Source organism: Chromobacterium sp. Ag138 (genome assembly GCF_055181315.1).
On sequence record NZ_JBUPWA010000001.1, the window covers coordinates 1189466 to 1209449 of the forward strand.

The 19984-nt window shown below is 65.2% G+C and carries 19 protein-coding genes; 10 read left to right on the forward strand and 9 right to left on the reverse strand.

Features of this window, described 5'->3' with window-relative positions; genetic code table 11:
• Positions 1-173: 173 nt before the first annotated feature.
• The 4 genes from ACY3GB_RS05140 (at position 174) to ACY3GB_RS05155 (ending at position 4426) form a co-directional block, all read left to right on the forward strand.
• Positions 174-956: a class II glutamine amidotransferase gene (locus tag ACY3GB_RS05140; RefSeq protein ID WP_463087809.1), complete on the forward strand. Its 783-nt coding sequence runs from the start codon at positions 174-176 to the stop codon at positions 954-956.
• A gap of 57 nt (positions 957-1013) precedes the next feature.
• Complete coding sequence (locus ACY3GB_RS05145) at positions 1014-2819, forward strand: putative nucleotidyltransferase substrate binding domain-containing protein (protein WP_463087810.1); 1806 nt, start codon at positions 1014-1016, stop codon at positions 2817-2819.
• Positions 2819-3427 (forward strand): 3'-5' exonuclease, encoded by a 609-nt coding sequence (locus tag ACY3GB_RS05150; protein ID WP_463087811.1) that lies wholly within the window; start codon positions 2819-2821, stop codon positions 3425-3427. The genes ACY3GB_RS05145 and ACY3GB_RS05150 overlap by 1 nt, the downstream gene beginning before the upstream one ends.
• Before the next feature lie 336 nt (positions 3428-3763).
• A complete protein-coding gene (locus ACY3GB_RS05155; protein ID WP_463087812.1) occupies positions 3764-4426 on the forward strand; it encodes a hypothetical protein in 663 nt (220 codons plus the stop codon).
• A gap of 42 nt (positions 4427-4468) precedes the next feature.
• On the opposite strand, the gene ACY3GB_RS05160 is transcribed toward ACY3GB_RS05155, so the two are convergent.
• Entirely contained in the window at positions 4469-5191 is a 723-nt protein-coding gene (locus ACY3GB_RS05160) for a substrate-binding periplasmic protein (protein WP_463087813.1), read from the reverse strand.
• A gap of 258 nt (positions 5192-5449) precedes the next feature.
• On the opposite strand from ACY3GB_RS05160, the gene ACY3GB_RS05165 reads away from it, so the two are divergent.
• Positions 5450-5647, forward strand: coding sequence for a hypothetical protein (locus ACY3GB_RS05165; RefSeq protein WP_463087814.1), 198 nt, complete (start codon positions 5450-5452; stop codon positions 5645-5647).
• Positions 5648-5843: 196 nt separating this feature from the next.
• Positions 5844-6509: a DUF3313 domain-containing protein gene (locus ACY3GB_RS05170; RefSeq protein WP_463087815.1), complete on the forward strand. Its 666-nt coding sequence runs from the start codon at positions 5844-5846 to the stop codon at positions 6507-6509.
• 1 nt (position 6510) lies between these two features.
• On the opposite strand, the gene ACY3GB_RS05175 is transcribed toward ACY3GB_RS05170, so the two are convergent.
• The 3 genes from ACY3GB_RS05175 to ACY3GB_RS05185 form a co-directional block, all read right to left on the reverse strand.
• On the reverse strand, positions 6511-7011 hold the full coding sequence (locus tag ACY3GB_RS05175) for a GNAT family N-acetyltransferase (protein WP_463087816.1): 501 nt from the start codon (positions 7009-7011) through the stop codon (positions 6511-6513).
• 37 nt (positions 7012-7048) lie between these two features.
• Entirely contained in the window at positions 7049-7522 is a 474-nt protein-coding gene (locus ACY3GB_RS05180; protein WP_463087817.1) for a GNAT family N-acetyltransferase, read from the reverse strand.
• A 116-nt stretch (positions 7523-7638) separates the two neighbouring features.
• Positions 7639-11811, reverse strand: coding sequence for a PAS domain S-box protein (locus ACY3GB_RS05185; protein ID WP_463087818.1), 4173 nt, complete (start codon positions 11809-11811; stop codon positions 7639-7641).
• A 240-nt stretch (positions 11812-12051) separates the two neighbouring features.
• Between ACY3GB_RS05185 and ACY3GB_RS05190 the strand changes: the two genes are divergently transcribed.
• Entirely contained in the window at positions 12052-12876 is an 825-nt protein-coding gene (locus ACY3GB_RS05190; protein WP_463087819.1) for a hypothetical protein, read from the forward strand.
• A gap of 6 nt (positions 12877-12882) precedes the next feature.
• Here ACY3GB_RS05190 and ACY3GB_RS05195 read toward each other — a convergent pair whose 3' ends face one another.
• A complete protein-coding gene (locus ACY3GB_RS05195; protein ID WP_463087820.1) occupies positions 12883-13506 on the reverse strand; it encodes an FMN-binding negative transcriptional regulator in 624 nt (207 codons plus the stop codon).
• Between the two features lie 108 nt (positions 13507-13614).
• Between ACY3GB_RS05195 and gntR the strand changes: the two genes are divergently transcribed.
• The 3 genes from gntR to ACY3GB_RS05210 all read left to right on the forward strand — a co-directional run bounded on the left by gntR (position 13615) and on the right by ACY3GB_RS05210 (position 16673).
• Positions 13615-14634, forward strand: a complete 1020-nt coding sequence (gene gntR / locus ACY3GB_RS05200; protein ID WP_463087821.1) for an HTH-type transcriptional regulator GntR — start codon at positions 13615-13617, stop codon at positions 14632-14634.
• Positions 14635-14818: 184 nt separating this feature from the next.
• Positions 14819-15319: a gluconokinase gene (locus ACY3GB_RS05205; protein WP_463087822.1), complete on the forward strand. Its 501-nt coding sequence runs from the start codon at positions 14819-14821 to the stop codon at positions 15317-15319.
• A 46-nt stretch (positions 15320-15365) separates the two neighbouring features.
• Positions 15366-16673, forward strand: coding sequence for an MFS transporter (locus tag ACY3GB_RS05210; RefSeq protein ID WP_463087823.1), 1308 nt, complete (start codon positions 15366-15368; stop codon positions 16671-16673).
• A 34-nt stretch (positions 16674-16707) separates the two neighbouring features.
• Here ACY3GB_RS05210 and ACY3GB_RS05215 read toward each other — a convergent pair whose 3' ends face one another.
• From ACY3GB_RS05215 to ACY3GB_RS05230, 4 genes are all read right to left on the reverse strand, one after another.
• Positions 16708-17445: a hypothetical protein gene (locus ACY3GB_RS05215; RefSeq protein ID WP_463087824.1), complete on the reverse strand. Its 738-nt coding sequence runs from the start codon at positions 17443-17445 to the stop codon at positions 16708-16710.
• 157 nt (positions 17446-17602) lie between these two features.
• Positions 17603-18052 carry a dihydroneopterin triphosphate diphosphatase gene (gene nudB / locus ACY3GB_RS05220; protein WP_463087825.1) on the reverse strand — a complete coding sequence of 150 codons (450 nt, stop codon included), beginning with the start codon at positions 18050-18052 and terminating at the stop codon, positions 17603-17605.
• The gene (locus tag ACY3GB_RS05225) at positions 18053-18673 is read right to left on the reverse strand and encodes a response regulator transcription factor (RefSeq protein WP_463087826.1); all 621 of its coding nucleotides are present in this window, start codon (positions 18671-18673) and stop codon (positions 18053-18055) included.
• A gap of 9 nt (positions 18674-18682) precedes the next feature.
• On the reverse strand, positions 18683-19972 hold the full coding sequence (locus ACY3GB_RS05230; RefSeq protein ID WP_463087827.1) for a mechanosensitive ion channel family protein: 1290 nt from the start codon (positions 19970-19972) through the stop codon (positions 18683-18685).
• Positions 19973-19984 lie beyond the last annotated feature (12 nt).

A 19984-nucleotide genomic window follows, 5' to 3' on the forward strand; every position in this document is an offset into this window, starting at 1 on the left:
AAGCCGCTCCGTCTTCGACGCTTATATCGATCAGTCATGCCTGCATAACTTTTGCTATCGGCTATCGCAGGGCGATTGCCTGCGGCCGCAAGATCGCCTAAGCTCAGCTACAAGACCATCCCGGCAGCCAGGCCGGAGCCGCGCAAACCGTTTCAAGAAGTGGAATCAAGCCGATGTGCCAGCTGCTGGGCATGAATTGCAATACCCCGACCGATATCCTGTTTTCCTTCGAAGGCTTCCACCGCCGCGGAGGCCTCACCGACCACCATGCAGACGGCTGGGGCATCGCCTTCTTCGAGAACAAGGGCTGCCGCGTCTTCCTCGACGACAAACCGTCGGTGGAATCGCCGGTGGCCGATCTGGTGCGCCGCTACCCGATCAAGTCCGAAAACGTCATCGCCCACATCCGCAAAGCCACCCAGGGCGAGATCAACCTGGCCAACACCCATCCCTTCATGCGCGAGATGTGGGGCCAGTACTGGATTTTCGCCCACAACGGCAACCTGGAAAGCTTCAACCCCGGCCTCGGCGAGCACTACCGCCCGGTGGGCACCACCGACTCCGAGCGCGCGTTCTGCCACCTGATGGAAAAGCTGCGCGTCAAATGGGCGGAGCCTCCGGAGGAAAGCGCGCTGTTCGAGGAGGTGGCGAGGCTGGCCGCGGAGATCAGCGCCAGCGGCGTGTTCAATTTCATGCTGAGCAACGGCCAGTCGCTGTTCGTCCACTGCTCCACCCATCTGCACTACATCATCCGCCGCGCGCCGTTCAACACCGCCCACCTGGTGGACGACGACGTCAGCGTGGACTTCGCCACCGTCACCACCCCGCGGGACCAGGTGGCGATGATCGCCACCCAGCCGCTGACCGACAACGAGCGCTGGACCCCGCTGTCGCCGGGCGAGCTGATCCTGTTCCGCGACGGCGAGCCGCGCCGGATCCACAAACCGGCCGCCTGACACCCAAGCGGCGATAGGCGTTATGCTGAAGGGAACCGCCCGCAGCACGGATACGCCATGAGCCGCTTCGATCTCAGCCAGCCGCCGTTCGACACCCTCGCGCCCGCAGAACGCGACGCGCTGGAAGCCCGCGCCGACATCGTCTATTTTCCCGACGACGCCCAGATCGTCGGCCCGGACCAGCCGATGGACGCGCTGTACATGGTGGTCAAAGGCGTGGCGGCCGAGCTTGCCGACGACGAAACGCTGGGCCGCTATCGCATCCACGACGTCTTCGACGCCCGCTCGCTGGTGGCCGGCCGCGCGGCCAACCGCTTCGTCGCCGAGGAGGAAACGCTGCTGCTGGCCCTGCCCCGCGACGCGGTGCTGGCGCTGACCGACAGCAACCCGCGCTTCGGCGCCTATTTCTACGCCAGCGTCGCGGAAAAAATGGGCCTGCTCGCCCAGCGCGCCGGCAGCCGCGAACTGCAGACCCTGCTGTCCGCCACCGTGCGCGACGCCGGCTGCCGCCAGCCGGTTTTCGTCGACGCCGCCGCCAGCATCCGCGACGCCGCGCGCGCGATGAAGGAACAGCGCAGCAAGTCGGTGCTGGTCCGCGACGGCGAAAGGCTGGGCATCTTCACCACCACCGACTGCCGCGACGTCATTTTGGAAGGCGTCGACAGCGGCGAGCCGGTGGGCCGCCACAGCAGTTACCCGCTGTTGTGCATCGACCGGGACGAATTCCTGTTCGACGCCCTGCTGCTGATGACGCAACGCAATCTGCGCCGGCTGGTGGTGACTGAAGAGGGCCAGGCGGTCGGCATCCTGGCCCAGGTGGACGTGATGTCCTATTTTTCCAACCATTCCCACCTGATCGCCCAGCGGCTGGACCGCGCCGCCGACCTGGACGAATTGGCCGACATCGCCGGACAGATCGACCGGCTGATCCGCATCCTGTCCGGCCATGGCGTGCGCCCTCCGCAATTGGGCCGGCTGGTGCAGACGCTGAACGCCCGGCTGTTCGCCCGCGCCTGGCGCATGATCGCGCCGGCGCGGCTGGCGGAAAGCAGCTGCCTGCTGGTGATGGGATCGGAAGGCCGCGGCGAGCAGATGCTGAAGACCGATCAGGACAACGCGCTGCTGCTGCCCAATGGCGAAGACTTCCCGGAAGCCGCCGCCTGCTGCGAGGCGTTCTCCGCCGCGCTCGCCCGCTTCGGCTACCCGCCCTGTCCCGGCGGCGTGATGGTCAGCAATCCGCATTGGCGCCTGTCCCTCAGCGACATGCGCGACCGCATCCACCATTGGCTGACCCGCCCCGACGGCGACAGCATGCTGCAACTGGCCATTTTCTGCGACGCGGAATCCGTATGCGGCGACGAGGCCTTGCTGGCGGATTGCCGCGGCTACTTGCGCGCGCGGCTGCAGGACGACGCCGGCTTCTTTTCCCGCTTCGCCCGCGCCATCGACCAATTCGACACCCCGCTCGGCCCCTTCTCGCGGCTGCGCACCCGGGAAAGCGGCGGCCGCGAGCTGCTGGACCTGAAAAAGGGCGGCATCTTCCCCCTGGTGCACGGCCTGCGCGCGCTGGCGCTGGAAAACGGCATCGACGCCGCCTCCAGCGCGGAGCGCGCCAGATTGCTGGCGGCGGCGGGCAAGCTGGAAGCCGGGCTCGCCGACGACATCCTGGAGGCGCTGGCTTTCCTGTCCCAGCTGCGGCTGGAGCGCGGCCTGCGGAGGCTGGACGCCGGCGAGCCCCCCGACAACCTGATCGAACCAGAAGCCCTGTCCACGCTGGAGCGCGATCTGCTCAAGGACGCGCTGGCGGTGGCGAAGCGCTTCAAGACCCAGCTGCGCCACCATTACCGGCTGGGGAGCTTCTGATGCTGGAGCGGCTGCGGCGGCGCTGGCTGCGCGCGCGGCTGCGCGATCCGGCCTGGAGCGGGCTGTTCGACGAGCCTGCGGACGAGATGGTCAGCCTGGACTGCGAGACCACCAGCCTGAACGCGGCCGAAGCCGAGCTGCTGTCGATAGGCGCGGTCAAGCTGCGCGGCAACCGCATCCTGCACAGCGAGGCGCTGTGCCTGCTGGTCAGGCCGGAAAGCATTCCCAGCGCCGACAATATCGCCGTGCACGGCCTGCGCCGCCGCGACCTGGCCGACGCCCTGCCCCCGGGCGAGGCGATTCTCAGGCTGCTGGCCTTCATCGGCGGGCGGCCGCTGCTGGGCTACTACCTGGAATACGACGTCGCCGTGCTCAACAAGTACGTGAAGCCCTGGCTGGGCATCGGCCTGCCGCAGCGGCAGATCGAACTCTCAGCCCGCTATTACGACTACCGCTTCCGCCAGCGCCCGGATTCCCACATCGATCTCAGCCTGGACGCGCTGCACCGCGAGCTGGGGGTGCCGGCCTTGCCGCGCCACGACGCGCTCAATGACGCGCTGAGCGCCGCGATGCTGTACCTGGCCCTGCGCAAGCGCGGCTTCGGCTGAGAGCCGCCGGCCAAGCCATAGCCGAACCGGCGCGACGGGCCCAGATCCTCCTCGAGTGCGCCGGGCTGCGCCATGCCGCAACATCTGTAAACAATTTCCCCGCTCGATGACGACAACCTGGCACGCCCATTGCTGGACCAACACACGCCAAGCCATTGTTTTCGATTGGAAAATCAGCAAAAAAGCGATTTCCGCGGCGATAACGGCAAACATTGAACGGCAAGGCGGCAACAATTGCCGGCCGGACGGACGTCCATGCTCCGACCGGCTGCCGCCAAGGACAGCAGCGGATCCGTGAAGCGCTGCCCGGCAACATCGTTCTCAAGGAGAAGCGTCATGTCCGTCAGCAGTACCAATACCTCGAACGCCGATTGGCAACATCTTAAGTCGCTGCGCCAGCAACGCCGGCAAGACTTCAACCAGCTGACCCAGTCGGTCCAGCAGGGCGACATCGCCGGCGCGCAGCAAGCGCTGGCCGCGCTGCAACAGTTGAACGGCTCGAACAACGGCAACGGCGACGGCTTCAGCTCCGCGCTGAAAAACGCCATCAGCGCAGCCTCGTCCACCTCATCCGCCGGAGCGAACTCCAGCGATCCATTCGCCGCGCTGAACAACAGCCAGGCCTCCGGCAGCGCGCCCCGCTCCGGCAGCCCCATTGCCTCGCTGTTGGACACGCTGGGCCAGGACCTGCAATCCGGCAATCTCAGCCAGGCGCAGCAGGCCTTCCAGCAATTGCAGCAGGGCCTGCAGGCCGACGGCGCCCAGCAAGCCAGCGGACCGCACCGCCATCACCATCATCATGAGGGCGGCGAGCAGCAAAACGACAGCGGCCTGCAAAGCCTGCTGAACGCCGCCGACGGCAGCCAACCATCCTCGGGGACCACCGGCTCCGCCAGCGCGGCCAACAACGTCCAGCAGTTGCAAGCGGCCCTGAGCCTGTACCAGGCGGACGCCGGCGGCAACGACATCAGCAGCCTGCTGATGTCGATGTCGGTCTGAGATGGACGCTCGGCGGGTACGGCTTGCCCGCCCCTGCCGCGTCTAATGATAGGGGGCCAGCAGACGGCGCATTTCCTGCTGGCCTTCCAGTGATTCGCAAGCCTGCTTCAGCCTGGCCATCGCATCCGCGTCGCGCGCCAGCGCGCTGGACTTCGAAACGTAAATCCTCAGCGGCTGCGCGTCCAGCGGCCATTCTCCCAGCGCCTTTCCCGCCAGGCCCGCCTCATCCAGCACATTGCCGCAGCCGGGCCGCACGCAAACGGTGGCGTCCAGCCTGCCCGCCGCCAGCATCTTCGCGCCTTGATCCATATCGCCCAACAACACTCTGGCATGCGGCACCTCGCGGTCGAACGCGTCCAGCGTGTGGCTGCCTCTGAGCTCCCCGACGGCGAGGCCGGCGAAGCTGCGCGCCGATGAATGCGCGCGTCCCGGTTCCTTCAGATAGACCAGCGATACCTTGAGCGTCGCCACCTCGCAGATGGAAATGCCGTAATGCTCCCTCTCCGCGGTGGGAATGCCCAGATTGATCGCGTTGGCTCCGCTGCGCATGCCGTCTATCACCCGCAGATAGGGCCTGACCTCGGCCTTGATCGGCACGCCGGTCTGCGCCGCCAGAAAACGGACGAAATCCGGACCGACGCCCCGGTCGCTGTCGGCCACGCCCCACGGCTCCACGGCCAGCGTGTAAGAATGAAACAGCGCAGGCTCCGCGGCGGCCATTGCCGCGGCGGCGGCCAGAACCAGCCAAACAAGCCGCAATTTCATCGTTCCTCCCGACCTGCGCGCATCGGCCCGGCATCGCGTCAGCGCCTCTCCGGGCCTCTGCCCGAGCTACTTTCGTCAGTGTAGTCCAGCCGCCATTCTCCGCATCGCCGCCACTGCCCGCCAGCGCCACTCCATCCGCACTATCACTCTTCGGATATTCATTTACGAAAGAAAAATATTCATCAAAAGATGTTGCCCGCATATAAAAGCGGCGTAAAATGCGACTGCGTTCACTCTCAAACAAAAAGGCGTTCGATCATGAAACCCGGTAATGCCGACGCGGAAGGCCCCAGCCCTCGCAATCTGCTGCAATACTGGCTGCGCAAGCTCAGCGGCTCCCGCTTGAGCGCACATGACAAACTGCATTTCCAGCCGCTGCAGGAGGAAATCCTGCTCAATTTGATGGTGGCGGCCTGCATCCTGATGCTGGCGCTGTACGCCTACTTCGCCCGTTAAGATCCGCTAACAAAACCCTTGCGCCTCCTTGTCGTACCAGGGGTACTGCCTGCGTCGGCGCGCCTTGGCTCAGGTTCTCTGCGAGGTTTTGTCAGTGGCTCTAAGCGGCCCTGGCTGTTTCCGCGCGACAAGCTCTCCGCTTCGAACTATCCTGTCTGCGGCATGTCACCGTACTGAAGCCAAAACAGAGGAAACGATGATGAGACTGTCCGCACTAGCGCTATTCTGCGCCCTTGGACTGAGTCTGCCCGCCTGGGCCGACAACGCCGACAACCTGTTCACCGTGCCGCTGGACGCTTTCCAGCCCGGCAAGATGGTGCCCGGCCAGCGCGTGTACCAGAAACCCGGCGTGGATCTGAAGGCTTATCATTCGGTGCTGCTGGAACCCTTGCTGTTCCTGCGGCAGGCGGATGACGGCAGCTGGGAGTTGCTGCAGGCGGGAGACGAAAACGCGATCGCCGGCTATTTCCACGACCGGATGCAGGCGGAACTGAAAGCCGCCGGCGTCGAGGAGGCGCTGCAGCCGGCGACGGGCGTCGCCCGGCTGCGGGTGGCCGTCACCGGCGTGAGCCAGGACAGGCCGGGCGTCAACGCCATCGATCTGCTGCCGGTGAAGGCCGTGTTCAACCTGGCGCGCCTGGCGGCCGGCAAGGAGCCCTATCTGCTGAAGATAGCGAGCATGGCGCAACTGGAGGATGCCCAGGACGGCGGCCTGCTGGCCGGCACCGTCAACCTGCGCCAGAACGAAAAAAACAAGACCAAGGAACAGCCGATGACGCTGGACCTGATCAAACCGCTGATAGATGAATGGTGCCGCCAGAGCGCGCGCCAGCTGGCCGCGCATCTGGGCAAGGCGCCGTGACTCACAGCGGCTTGCGCATGAACACGCTGTGCGGGTCTTCGCGGTAATCGCCGAAAGGCGGGCAGAAATCGTAGCCGGCGCGCTGATACAAAGCGATCGCCTGATGCTGATGGATGCCCGTCTCCAGCATCATCACCGCGCAGCCCCGGGCGCGCGCCTGCTCCTCCAGGAATGACAGCACGGCCCGCGCCGCGCCCTTGCCCCGGCATTCCGGTTTGACGAATACCCGCTTGAGCTCGCCGTATTCCGGCCCGCACCACACCGCGCCGCAGCCCAGCGCCGCGCCCTCCTTTCCTCGGATCACGGCGAAAGCCACTTCCGGCTTCAACAGCGCCGACACATCCACCCCGTAATGGCACTCCGGCGGATACAAGGGTTTCTGGTAGGCGTCCAGCTCGTCGATCAAGGCCAGCACTTCGGGCTGATCCGGGCGCTCCAGCCTGATCGACACCCTGTTCGCCGCCCCATCGATGTCTGGTCTTGTTCTTTCTTGCAAACGCATCCTGTTTCCTTGGCTATTGTTATCAATCAATCCGGTTTCATCCCGCCATCCGGCCGCGATACTTGACGAATCCCCGCTTGGCGTCGCCGCGGAAACCGGCGCGCAGAAAGAAGCGATGCGCGTCCTCCCGGCCAAGCGAACTGAGCAGCATGATCTTGGAGCAATCGCGCGCCAGACTGCGCCGCTCGGCCCCGCGCAGCAGCATCGCGCCCAAGCCGCGGCCGCGCCTGCGCGCGTCCACCACCAGGTTCTGCAGCACGGCGAATGGCTGCTCCCCGTACATGATGTCATCGCAAAAACCGAGCCAGGCGGTGCCGGCTAGCTCGCCGCCGCACTCGCACACCAGCACCTGCGCCCGTTCGCCGCCAGCCAAGCCATCCAGCCGCTCCGGCAACACTCGCGTTCGCGTGTCGCCGGTCAACTGGCGGTACAGGGCTGCCAGCGCGTCGGCATCCGCGCCGGCGGCGAGCCTTATTTCAACCGAATGCCCCGCGCTGGTGCGCTCATGCATGCCAGAAGCCTCCCATGACAAGGCCCGCCTCGCGGCGGGCCCAATGTGCCTGAAAACGGCAATCTAGCAGAAAACGGCGCCAGCGGCAGCCAAGCAAATGACAAGGGGAAATCGCATCAAGAAGCCTGGTCCGCCAACTGTTGCCAGGCCTCGTCCTGCTGCCACTGGCGGCACCACGCCATCACCTTGTCGGCTTCCATCGGCCGGGCGATGCCGTAACCCTGGGCATAGCGGCAGCCAAGCCGGCGCAGCAGGGCGGCGTGCGCCATCGTCTCCACGCCTTCGGCGATCGCCTTGCGGGCGAAAATGGAAGCCAACTCGATCACGCCCTCGACGATGCGCCTGTCGTCCGGGCTATCTATCATGTCGTGGACAAAACTGTTGTCTATCTTCAGCGTATCGACCGGCAGGCGGCGCAGATGGGTCAACGACGCGTGGCCGGTGCCGAAATCGTCCAGCGCGAAGTGCACGCCCAGTTCGCGGCAACGCTGCAGCACCCGTATGGTTTGCTCGACATCGCCGGACGCGCTTTCCACGATCTCCAGTTCCAGATGCCAGGGCGGAACGTTGGGATAGCGCCCCAGCACGGCCGACAACTGCTGGCCGAAATCGGCGCGCAGCAGGTAGTTGGTGCTGACATTGGTGCTGATATTGATGTGGAAGCCGGCTTGTGCCCATCGCGACACCTGGCTGAGCGCGGCATCCAGCACCCACAGGCCGAAGGCTGCCTCGAGTTCGTTGCCGGACAGGTGGGGCAGGAACTCCGCCGGCGCCAGCAGCCCGCGCTTGGGATGGCGCCAGCGTATCAGCGACTCCACGCTGATGATCTCGCCGCTTTGCAGGTCCACCACCGGCTGGTAGAACAGCGTGAACTCGTCGCGGACCAGCGCCTGGCGCAGCAGCTCCAGAAACTGGCGGTGCTCCTGCGCCTTGCGGTCGTTTTCCGGGTCGAACAACTGGTAGCGGTTCTTGCCGGCGTCCTTGGCCAGATACATCGCCTGATCGGCGTGGCGCAGCAGCGTGTCCGGATCGACATTGTCCTGCGGATACAGGCTGACGCCTATGCTGGCCGTGACGCTGACGGCCGCGTCGCCCACCGGCATCGGCCGCGACGCGGTGGCCAGCACCCGGTCCAACACCAGCATGCACTCCTCCGGCGCCCCCACCTCGGACAACAGCACCACGAACTCGTCGCCGCCCAGCCGCGCCAGCGTGTCGTCGCCGCGCAGAATGGCCTTGAGATTGTTGCTGACCGCCACCAGCAGCTGGTCTCCCACCGCATGGCCGTATTTGTCGTTGACCGCCTTGAAGCCGTCCAGGTCGAGGAAGCACACCGCGCAGGACTTGCCGCTGCGGTTGGCGCGCACAATGGCCTGCCGCAGCCGGTCGGACAACAGGCGGCGGTTGGGCACGCCGGTCAGCGGATCATAGTGGGCGACGCGGTCCAGCTCGGCCTCGTGCTGCTTGAGCTGGGTGATGTCCGAGAAAATGCCGATATAGTGCTGCACTTCTCCTTGCTCGTCGCGCACCACCGAAATCGACAGCAGCTCGGCGTAGAGTTCGCCGTTCTTGCGGCGGTTCCACAGCTCGCCGCGCCAGAAATCGTGGCCCTTGACCGAGTTCCACAGCTCCTCGTAGAAGCTGATCGGCTGTTTGCCCGACGCCAGCAGGCTGGGCCGCTGTCCTATCGCCTCCTCGGCGCTGTAGCCGGTGATGCGCGAGAAAGCGTTGTTGACCTTGGTGATCACCCCGTCCGGATTCACCATCAGGATGCCTTCATAACTGCTGTCGAACACCGCGGCGGCTTCCTTCTGCGTCTGCTCAAACACTTTGCGCTCGGTGATGTCGGTATGGGTGCCGGACATCATCAGCGGCTCTCCTTGCTCCCCGCGCTCCACCACCCGGCCGCGCGACAGGATCCAGCGCCAGTCGCCGCCCCGGGTCCGGCAGCGCACCTCCACCTCGTGACTGCTCAATTCGCCGCGCAGATTCCGCTGTATGGAATCCCGGACCAGAGCCACGTCGTCCGGATGCAGATGCTCGTACCAGTTATCCGCCGTGATGTGCATCTCGCCGGGACCATAGCCCAGCATGCTTTCCCAGCGCGGGCTGATCTGGAAGCGGTTGGTTTTCAGGTTCCAGTCCCAGAAACCCTGGTCGGAGCCGGCGATCACCCGCGCCAGCTGGCTCTCGCGGTCGCGCAGCTCCTGCTCGGCGCGGTGCTGCTCGGTCAGGTCGCGGCCGAAAGCGATGTAGCGGCCGTCCTTCATCTTGCCGGAAGTCAGGTCCACGCTGACGGCGCCGCCCCTTTTCAGCCGCAGCTTCCACTCGAAGCGCTGGAAGGCCCCGTTGGCTACCGAGGCCAGATGCTCGGCCAAGAAGCCCAGGCACTCCGGGGCCACCAGGTCGTGGATGTGCATTTCGCGCAATTCGTCCAGGCTGTGCCCGGTCAGACGGCAAGCGGCGGGGTTGGCGAAGATGAAATAGCCGTCCACATCGGTCACCCAGATCGCGTCGCCGGCTTCGTTCAGCACCAGCCTGAGATCTTCGTCGGCGCGCTTGCGCTCGGTGATGTCGGACAGATTGCCGACCAGTCTCACCGCCGCGCCGCGCTCGTCCCACTCCACCGCCCGGCCCCGCGCCTGCAGCCAGCGCACGCCATCGTCCTGCCGGGCCAGCCGGAAGTCGATTTCTATCTTCGGGCTCTTGCCGCGGCGATGCGCCTCTATCGCCTGCAACACATAAGGCAGATCGGCCGGATGCACCATCTGGCGAAAGAAACGGAAATCTCCGCTGTCCTCCTCCGGCTGGGTGCCGGTCACCTCGTAGTAACGGGGCGAGCGGTACACCTTGCCGCTGCGCAAGTCCCAATCCCAGAATCCATCGCTGGTAGCCTCGGCCACCAATTGCAGGCGGGATTCGCTGGCCTTGACCTGCATGGCCATCTGCTTGCGCTCGGTGATGTCCTGCATGGTGCCGTACAGCCCGACAATGGTGTTCTCCTCGCCGCGCCGCGCCTCTCCCCGCATCGTCAGCCAGCGGCTTTCGCCATCCGCGCGCAGCAATTCCACGTCGCACTCGTAGCCCATGCCCACCAGCTTGCAGCGTTCTATCGCCTCCGACAGCTGCTCCCAGCCTTCTTCGCTGAAAAATCGCCGCATCGCCGGATAGCCGGGCGGCCCGAAGCGCTCGGCCAGGCCGAACAGGCGATAGGCCTCAGGCGACCAGTAATGCCGGTCTTCCGCCAAATCCCAGCTCCAGCTGCCTATGCCGGCCAGTTGCTGCGCCTGCTGCAACATGGATTCGCTGTCGCGCAACAGCTGTTCGGCCTGCTTTTGCCGGGTGACGTCGCGCGAGATGCCGAATAATCCGCCCAGTTGACCGGCGCTGTTGTAGACCGGCCCCTTGGTCACCAGAAACACCATCCGCTCGCCATTTTGCAGCACCAGGCGCTCCTCGTGGGTCTGCACCCGGCCGCTTTGCATGATCAGCCGGTCCTGAACGATCAACTCCTTCGCAGTTTCCTCGTCGAACAGCTCCCAGTCGTCCTTGCCTATCACCTCGCGGCTGGATTTGCCGACGAAGGCCAGCGCCGCGTGGTTGACCAGCAGGTAGCGCCCCTGCACGTCCTTGACGAACACCGCGTCGGAGGTGCTGGTCACCACGGCGTCCAGCAGCGCCCGGTGCATGACGCCGCGCTCCAGCGCCAAGCGCAGCATTTCGCAGAGCAGGCTCACCGCCAAGCCATTCAAGGCCAGGAACAACAGCTGCAGCTTGCTGTGCCATGGCGTTTGCGCGGCATGCAGATGGGGCTCGGCCATCAGGTCGGCGGCCAGCACCGCCAGCACTGTGGCCAGCAAGCCGGGGCCAAGGCCGCCCATGCAAGCCCCCAGGATGATGGGAAGCATGAACAGGATCAACATTGGATGATCGCCCAGTTGCGGCCCGATCAGGAGCGGCCGCAGCGCCAGCGCGCCGCCCAGCAACGCCAGCACCACCGGATAGGCAAGCCAGTTGGTCCAACGCTCCGACCGCAAGCCATTGGCCGCGCTCCCCAGCCAGAACAGTTGCATGCCGTTATCGCCGGACGGCACCGCCCGCAATGCCAGCAACAGCAAAACCGAGGTCACCAGAACGAAGAAAATGCCTTTGGCGATGGAAATCGAAACCACACGGGAAATATCCAGCCCGGCCAGCAATTGGTCGGAGAAAAAGATCCAGGCCAGCGCGAACAGCGCGTAACTGGGCACCGCCAGCAGAATGAATCTGGTCCGCGCGTTGCTTGCCATAGAAAGCCCCCTGAGCCCGGCACCGGCCGGGTCTGTCGTCCTCCGCGCCGCGTTGCCGGCGGAGTCTTGTCGAACTTACGCCGAAACGGACGGCATGCCGTCCGTTTCGTTTGGATTCGTTCCTTACAGGTATAGCATTTGCCTTGCCCCCTGCCGCGGCGGCAAGACAAACAGGCATTCAAATCATCCTAGCCTGAACTATGCTGAGCGAAGAACCATTGTCGCGAGAGGTAACCGGGGATGGAGTTTCTGTTCGATCTGGATGATCCCCTGCAGTGTCTGGAGCATATCTACCAGTTTCTGAGCCCGATGGTTGTGGCCTTTCATCCGAAAAAAAGCGCCGGCCGCACCGGCCCCTGCTTCGGCAACGGCCTGCTGCTGAGCTACCGGGGCGAAAAGTTCATCGTCACATCCGAAGCCGTGCTGTCCGCCGCCTGCGTCAATCACGGCCAGAACGTGGTGGCCAGCAACGGCGCGCGGCAATGGCCGCTGCTGCAGCTGCGTTGCGCCAGTCCGCAGCACCTGGATCTGGCTGCGATACACCTGCCGGCCGACTGGCTGGCTCGCCACCCGGTGGAGAGCTGCTTCGAACTGGATTACGGCGCCCTGCCCGATCCGATGGCCAGCGCCTTCACCCTGCTGCTGGGCTATCCGGTCAGCAACGGCCGGCCCGCCGGCCAGCTCAACTCGGCGATAGGCGTGGTATCCCGGCCGTACAGCAGCAATACCCGCCGCAACCAGGTGGTGCAGCCCTTGTTCGTGGAATTCGACAGCCGCGACATCCTCAGCCGCTGCCGGCTGGACAAGTCGACGCTGCAGGCCTTTTACCAGCTGGGCGGGGCGCCGGCCATCAGCCTGTACCACTCGTTCCAGCAAGACAGCAACCGTCTGACCGCCTACCTGCAGGGCGTCGTGGTGGAATGGGACCATGCCCGCATCGGCGCCACCGTCACCTCGTCCGCGCTGCTATCCGGCTTTCTGGATAGCTTCCTGTTGCGGCTTAGGCAGGATGGCGAGGCCGCGCCGCCGGAACTGGCCGAACTGCTCGCCCGCTTCCGTCATTAAGGCGGCTCAGCGCGGCATCTCCCCGGCCAACGCGCTGGCGCGCGGATCGCCGCTGCCCGCCAGGCCCGCGCGCACGCTCAGCCGGGTCGCCTCGTCCTGGTTCTGGCTGAGCTTGTACTTGCCGTCCAGCCGACTCACCGTCAGCTCGATGCCGACGATGGCGCGCAGCATCTTGTCCAGATAGTCTGCCGGCGCGTCGGCCACTTGCCACGGCAGGGGAAAACCCGCCTCCCGCCGGGCAGTCAATTCTTCCAGCAATCGCCGCAGCCACAGCGGATCGTCCACCGCCCGCAGCCGGCCCCTGGCGTGCGCCACCATATAGTTCCAGGTGGGCACCACCTTGCCGTGCTCGGCCTTGGCCGGGTACCAGGACGGGCTGATGTAGGCATCGTCGCCCTGAAACACCGCCAGCGCCTGCGGCTCCGCTTCCAGCAGCCGCCACAAGGGATTGGCCCGCGCCACATGGCCCCTCAGCTTCAACGCGCCGTCCTCCTCCACCGCCAGCAGCGGCAGATGGTTGGCCAATGGGCCATCCTCGCCATTGATGGCCACGGTGGCCAGCGGCCGGGCCCGCATCAGGTTCAGCAGTACGGCCGGATCGGCCTCGACGAAATGGCTGGGCTGGTACATGATGGCTCCCGGGAAAAATCACGACATTACAAGCAGGCGTCATCGCTCGGCAAGCGCTCCCGCCGCGATACAATGACAACAGTATTGCCAATCCACATCGAGAAGCACATGCCTAGAAAACCGCGCGTCCGCTCCGGCAGCGGCGTCACCATGCATGACGTGGCCAAGGCGGCCGGCGTCAGCGCCATCACCGTGTCCCGGGTACTGAATCAACCGCAGCAGGTTTCCGAAACGTTGCGCGAGAAAGTGATGCAGGCGGTCGACGCGCTGGCCTATGTGCCCAGCCGCTCCGCCAGCACGCTGGCCTCGGCGAGATCGCGCACGGTGCTGGTGCTGATTCCCTCGCTGGCCAACACCGTGTTCCTGGAGACGCTGGCCGGCATCGAAACCGTGCTGGACGCCGCCGGCTACCAGATGCTGATCGGCAACAGCCATTACGACGCCGGCCAAGAGCTGCAGTTGCTGCGCGCCTATCTGCAGCACCGGCCCGACGGCGTCCTGATCACCGGCCTCAGCCACGCGGAGCCGTTCGAGCGCATCCTGAGCCAGCACGCGCTGCCGGCGGTCTACATGATGGACCTCGCCGACGACGGCCGTTGCTGCGTCGGCTTCTCGCAGGAGGAAGCCGGAGCCGCCATCACCCGCCACCTGCTGTCGCGCGGCAAGCGCCGCATCGGTTTTCTCGGCGCCCAGCTGGACGAGCGGGTAATGAAGCGCCTGGATGGCTACCGCGCGGCGCTGGACGCGGCCGGCTGCCGCGACGCCGGGCTGGAATGGCTTGACCCTCAGCCCTCCAGCATGCAGATGGGCGCCGACATGCTGGACGCGGCGCTGGCGCAGCGCCCGGACTGCGACGCGCTGTTCTGCTGCAACGACGACCTGGCGATCGGCGCGCTGTCGCGCAGCCAGCAGCTGGGCCTGGATGTGCCGGGGAGGCTGGCCATCGCCGGCTTCAACGACCTGCAGCCGTCGGCCTGGTGCACGCCCACGCTGACCACGGTGGCCACGCCGCGCCGCGACATCGGCGTCCGCGCCGCCCAGGCGCTGCTGAAGCTGATCGACGGCGAGGAGCCTGAATCGCGCCGCGTCGATCTGGGCTTCCGGCTGATGCTGCGCCGCAGCAGCTGAAATCCTACATCCGCGCGGCTTTCCGCCACGCCCCCCGATGTTGCTATCCCACTACAGCGCCGCGCGGACAAACCGAAAAACTTGATCCAACCGCTTGTTGTGAACTTTTTGTTAGCGCTAACATCAGTGTCATTCAGCCGGGCTTGTTCCGGCTATCCTTTCACAAATAAATGTTAGCGCTAACATGAAAAACGGCAATATCGTGGTGATGGGCGTGGCCGGCTGCGGCAAAAGCAGCGTGGGCCGCCTGCTGGCCGAGGCCATCGGCGCCAGCTTCATCGAAGGCGACAGCTTCCATCCCCCTGAGAACATCGCGCGGATGCGCGCCGGCATCCCGCTGGACGACGACGACCGCGCCGGCTGGCTGGCCAACCTGGCCGGCAAGCTGCGCCAGGGACGCGAAAACGGCGAGCCCATGGTGCTGGCCTGCTCGGCCCTGAAGCGCCGCTATCGCGACGTGCTGCGCGGCGGCGATCCCAGCCTGCGCTTCGTCCACCTGTACGGCGACAAGACGCTGATCGCCGAGCGCATGCGCGAGCGCAGCGGCCACTTCATGCCGGAAAGCCTGCTGGACAGCCAGTTCCGCGACCTGGAAGCCCCGGGCGCCGACGAAGCTGCGATTCCCTGCGACGTCGCCCTGCCGCCAGACGCGCTGCTGCGGCGCATCCTGGCGGAGCTGGACTGAACCCAACCGTTTCAACGCAAAGGCAGTATCCAAGAGGAGAACAACAATGAACGCCCCGTCCCCGCAACAATTCAAGGTTCCCGCCCGCCGCTGGCGCATAGGCTGGCTCTTGGGCATCGGCATCCTGGTCAATTACTTCGACCGCATCAGCCTGTCTGTGGCCGCGCCGCAGCTGCAGCAGGAGTTCGGCCTCAGCAACGGCCAACTCGGCCTGTTGTTCAGCGCCTTCTTCTGGAGCTACGCGCTGCTGCAGATTCCCACCGGCGTGATCCTGGACCGCTTCGGCACCACCCGCATCGGCCGCCTGGGCGCGCTGCTGTGGGGCGTGGCCGCCACGCTCACCGCCTGCGCCGGCGGCTTCGCCGGCATCTTCGCCGCCCGCATGCTGCTGGGCGTCGCCGAAGCGCCGGGCTTTCCGGTCAGCTCCAAGGCCACCGGCTACTGGTTTCCCCGCCGCGAGCGGGCGATGGCCACCGCCATTTTCGACGCCGCCGCCAAGTTCTCCAATGTGATCGGCGTGCCGCTGGTGGCGCTGGCGGTGGTGCACCTGGGCTGGCGCTGGGGCTTCGGCGTATCCGCCATCCTCAGCGTGCTGTACTTCATCGCATTCTATCTGATCTACCGCGACCCCAGCGCCGACAAGAAGCTGAGCGAGGCCGAGCGCCAATACATCGTCCAGGGCGGCGCGGCCGAGGAAGGCGTCAGCCAGCAAAGCTCGATGGCGATGCTGGGCTACCTGCTGCGCCAGCGCAAGGTGTGGGGGCTGTCCATCGGCTTCGCCGCCTACGGCTACGTGTTCTACCTGTTTTTGACCTGGCTGCCCGGCTACCTGGTGCAGGCCATGCATATGGACATCCTGAAATCCGCGTGGTTTTCCGCCATCCCGTGGATGTTCGCCACCCTGTCCGACCTGTTCGTCGGCGGCTGGCTGATCGACAAGCTGATCGCCCGCGGCCACGACGAAACCCGCGTGCGCAAGACGGTGCTGCTGTGCGGCATGACCATGGGCATGGCGGTGTTCGGCGCGACCACCACCACCGATCCCTACGTCGCCATCATCTGGATCACCATCGCGCTCAGCGGCCTGGCCGCCGCCGCGCCGGTGGGCTGGTCGCTGCCGTCCCTGATCGCGCCGCGCGGCGGCACCGGCACCGTCGGCGGCATCATGAACTTCGCCAACAATATGATGGGCGCGGTCGCCCCCATCGTCACCGGCTTCATCGTCGGCGCCACCCACTCCTTCGCCAACGCTTTCCTGGTGGCCGGCTGCATGCTGGTGATCGGCATCCTGGCCTTCGTGTTCCTGCTGGGCCGCATCGAGCAACTGCCCGAACCCGGCGCAGTTGCAGACTAGGGCGCGTTTAGCAGGCTCTGCGCTTGCCGTCTCCTCATTTGCCGCACAAATCGCGCGGTTTGGGAGTCGGCGGCGCAGGCTTGGGATGCGATTTAGTCGATGCGCCGCCGCAAAATTGGTTGACTTGCACCATGAGCTGGCCAGCGGCGCCTTTCGCAAGGGGCTCGTCCTTCTTATCATCCAAAAACTTGTCGATCAGCTTTTTCGCCGCTTCGACCATGATTTCCTTCCCCCCTTCCAACGCATTCTTCAATAACTCCGACTTCAATGCCGAGGCATCCTTCGCCATGATCGCGCCTGCCGCGGCGAATTTATCGATCAAGGAAACCAATCCGGAAAGCGGAATCGCCCCCTTCTTCGCCGCCCCGCTCCCCTCCGGATAAGACTCCACTGCCAAGCGCAGCAAGATCAAACCGTCCTTTCCCGTAATCTGCGGCTCCCTGCTTCCCGCCACGCCAGCAGTCTTCGCATCCCGAGCGTTGTTGGCAGCCTGTTCTGACGCAGCTCTCGACTCCGCTTCCGCCTCGCGCTCAATTTGCAACTGGAAAAACGCCAATCCATAATGAGCAGCGACGCACAGCAAAGCAATCAGCAGCAGGGCCCTCCACATCGACCGAATCAAATCCAGGACGATGTCCAAGCGCATCGTTCTAGCGTTTTCCACTTCAACAGCGCGCTCCCGCCCTACCTTAAACTGCGCCTCGAGAATTGCCAGTCTCTCGGAAAGCTCCAATTCGCGCTTTGAACTTCTTTCCTCTTCGCGTTCCTGCATTGCCAGCCTCCATCATTTGGATCATTCCAGAATATGCATTTAATTTTGAAATCATTCTTTCATGCCGAAAGCATCAAGAAAAGCCATATTCACGCGGCAGAAAAAAGAAAACCCGCCGAAGCGGGCGGGTGGCGATGGACGGACAGGGGCAATCGGCTCAGTTCTCCAGCCCCAGCTTCTCCGGCAGCATGCGCAGCGCCTCGGCGTTGGATGGCGAGAACGCCAGCTCGGCGGCCTCATGCCACGGCAGCCAGCGGTAGCCCAGATGCTCGCGCGGCGCCAGCGCCACCTCGCAGGGCTCGGGCAGCAGCAGGCCGAACACGTGCTCGTCGTTGTGGGTGACGCCGTCCGGATAGCGGTGGCGCCAATGTTCGTAAATCTCGTAGCGATTGACCAGATGCCAGTCGCTGAGCGCGAAGCGGGACGCGTCCAGGCCGGTTTCCTCCGCCACTTCGCGGCGGGCGGTGTCGATCAGGTCTTCGCCGCCTTCGCGGCTGCCGGTCACCGACTGCCAATAGCCGGGCTTGTCCGCCCGCTCCATCAGCAGCGCCCGGCCATCCCGGCTGTGTATCACCACCAGCACCGACACCGGCTGCTTGCTGCCCATTTAAAGCTTGCCTCCCTGGGCCCCGGGCGCGGCCAGCATGCCGGCCAGCTCCACCGCCGACTTCACGCCCATCTTCTCGAATACCCGCGAACGGTGGACTTCCACCGTCTTCATGCTGATGCTGAGCTCCTCGGCGATCTGCTTGTTCAGCTTGCCGGCCAGGATCAGCTGCATCACCTCGCGCTCGCGCTCGGTCAGCAGCGCCAGCGCCGCCGACACCTTGCGCTGCAGGCCGTGGCGCTGGCGGTTCTGCTCGTCCAGCTCCACCGCCGCCGCCGCGCGCTCCAGCAGGCGCACGTCGTCGAACGGCTTCTCGATGAAATCGAGCGCGCCCAGCTTCAGCGCCGCCACCGCGTGCGGCACGTCGCCGTGGGCGGTCAGCATGATCACCGGCGGACAGTACGGCCAGTCCGCCAGCTTCTCCAGCAGCACGATGCCGCTGATGCCTGACAGGCGCAGGTCCAGCACGATGCCGTTGTAGTCATGGCCGTTGCCGGCGGCCAGGAAGGCCTCGCCGCTGTCGAAGCCGTCGGCGCGGTAGCCCTGGCCGTCCAGCAGCCACAACAGCGACTGCCGCACCGCCTCGTCGTCGTCGATGATGGCCAGCCGTTTCGCGCTCATGATGCCTCCTCAGCCCTGCCGCGCCGGCTGGTCGCCGACAATGCGCACTTCCCGCTGCGGGAAGGGGATTTCGATATTGTGCTGCTTGAACAGCCGCCAGATGGCCAGGTTGATGTCCGATTTCAGGCCCATGAAGCCGTTCTCCGGATCGGCCACCCAGAAACCCAGCTCCAGATTGATGCCGCTGTCGGCGAACAGGGTGACGAAGGCGTTGGCGCCCGGATTTTTCAGCACGCGCGGATGGTCCGACGCCTGCTTGAGCAGGCTCAGCGCCAGGTCCAGATCGGTGCCGTAAGCCACCTGCACCGGCAGGCTGGTCCACATGTTCTTGTCGGAGTAGGACTGATTGATCACCGTATTGGACATCAGCGCGTCGTTGGGGATCAGCGCCTCGGTGCCGTCGGCGCCCTTCAGCACCACATAGCGCGAGGTCATCTTGGTCACGTAGCCGACGCGGTTGTCCACCATCAGCCGGTCGCCGATGCGGATCGAGTGGTCAAGCAGGATGATGAAGCCGGACACGAAGTTGCTGGCGATCTTCTGCAAGCCCAGGCCCAGGCCGATACCCACCGCGCCGCCGAACACCGACAGCACGGTCAGGTCTATCCCCATCACCGGCAGCGCCACCAGCACCGAGGCCACCACCAGGCCGGTGCGGGTAAGCTTGGCGAACACGATGCGCAGATTGGAATCAAGGTGCTTGAGCTTCATGATGCGGGCTTCGATCAGGCGGCTCGCCCACAGCGCCACCACCACGATCACCGTCACCCACAGCAGGCCGTTGAGAATGGTCAGCAGGTCCAGCCGGGTCTTGCCCACGTAGAAGGAGATCGACTCCAGCCAATCCATCACCGCCACGTCGAAGCCTATGGTCCAGCTGACGAAGCCCAGCCACAAGGCCGAGGCCAGAAAGTGCTCGGAATGCCGCTCGAAGCGGCTATGCGGGAAGGCCTGGCGCACCACCGCCGTGCACAGGCGGATCACCGCCAGCCAGAACAGCAGCGCGCTCAGGATGTGCAGCACCAGCATCGGCGCGTGCTCCAGCCGGCCCCAGGTGAAACTGGCCAGCACCACCAGCACCTGCGCTGACACCGGCAGCACCAGCCGGAAGCCGGTATAGGGCAGGAACTGGTCGTAGCGCTCCGGGTTATGGGCGAACCAGTAGCGATACAGCCGGCGGGCCAGCGCATAGGCGGCGATCACGCACAGCAAGCCCAGCGCCAGTTCGACCAGGCCGTTCTTGGTCTGCAGCGCGTCAAGCAACGCGAAAAAATTCATTTCCTTGCGGATGAACAGCAATGTGCGACTCCT

What these genes read in the sequence shown, in the direction of transcription:
- ACY3GB_RS05140 (WP_463087809.1), top strand. Translation starts at nt 174, where the DNA reads ATGTGCCAGCTGCTGGGCATGAATTGCAATACCCCGACCGATATCCTG.
- ACY3GB_RS05145 (WP_463087810.1), top strand. Translation starts at nt 1,014, where the DNA reads ATGAGCCGCTTCGATCTCAGCCAGCCGCCGTTCGACACCCTCGCGCCC.
- ACY3GB_RS05150 (WP_463087811.1), top strand. Translation starts at nt 2,819, where the DNA reads ATGCTGGAGCGGCTGCGGCGGCGCTGGCTGCGCGCGCGGCTGCGCGAT.
- ACY3GB_RS05155 (WP_463087812.1), top strand. Translation starts at nt 3,764, where the DNA reads ATGTCCGTCAGCAGTACCAATACCTCGAACGCCGATTGGCAACATCTT.
- ACY3GB_RS05160 (WP_463087813.1), bottom strand. Translation starts at nt 5,191, where the DNA reads ATGAAATTGCGGCTTGTTTGGCTGGTTCTGGCCGCCGCCGCGGCAATG.
- ACY3GB_RS05165 (WP_463087814.1), top strand. Translation starts at nt 5,450, where the DNA reads ATGAAACCCGGTAATGCCGACGCGGAAGGCCCCAGCCCTCGCAATCTG.
- ACY3GB_RS05170 (WP_463087815.1), top strand. Translation starts at nt 5,844, where the DNA reads ATGATGAGACTGTCCGCACTAGCGCTATTCTGCGCCCTTGGACTGAGT.
- ACY3GB_RS05175 (WP_463087816.1), bottom strand. Translation starts at nt 7,011, where the DNA reads ATGCGTTTGCAAGAAAGAACAAGACCAGACATCGATGGGGCGGCGAAC.
- ACY3GB_RS05180 (WP_463087817.1), bottom strand. Translation starts at nt 7,522, where the DNA reads ATGCATGAGCGCACCAGCGCGGGGCATTCGGTTGAAATAAGGCTCGCC.
- ACY3GB_RS05185 (WP_463087818.1), bottom strand. Translation starts at nt 11,811, where the DNA reads ATGGCAAGCAACGCGCGGACCAGATTCATTCTGCTGGCGGTGCCCAGT.
- ACY3GB_RS05190 (WP_463087819.1), top strand. Translation starts at nt 12,052, where the DNA reads ATGGAGTTTCTGTTCGATCTGGATGATCCCCTGCAGTGTCTGGAGCAT.
- ACY3GB_RS05195 (WP_463087820.1), bottom strand. Translation starts at nt 13,506, where the DNA reads ATGTACCAGCCCAGCCATTTCGTCGAGGCCGATCCGGCCGTACTGCTG.
- gntR (WP_463087821.1), top strand. Translation starts at nt 13,615, where the DNA reads ATGCCTAGAAAACCGCGCGTCCGCTCCGGCAGCGGCGTCACCATGCAT.
- ACY3GB_RS05205 (WP_463087822.1), top strand. Translation starts at nt 14,819, where the DNA reads ATGAAAAACGGCAATATCGTGGTGATGGGCGTGGCCGGCTGCGGCAAA.
- ACY3GB_RS05210 (WP_463087823.1), top strand. Translation starts at nt 15,366, where the DNA reads ATGAACGCCCCGTCCCCGCAACAATTCAAGGTTCCCGCCCGCCGCTGG.
- ACY3GB_RS05215 (WP_463087824.1), bottom strand. Translation starts at nt 17,445, where the DNA reads ATGCAGGAACGCGAAGAGGAAAGAAGTTCAAAGCGCGAATTGGAGCTT.
- nudB (WP_463087825.1), bottom strand. Translation starts at nt 18,052, where the DNA reads ATGGGCAGCAAGCAGCCGGTGTCGGTGCTGGTGGTGATACACAGCCGG.
- ACY3GB_RS05225 (WP_463087826.1), bottom strand. Translation starts at nt 18,673, where the DNA reads ATGAGCGCGAAACGGCTGGCCATCATCGACGACGACGAGGCGGTGCGG.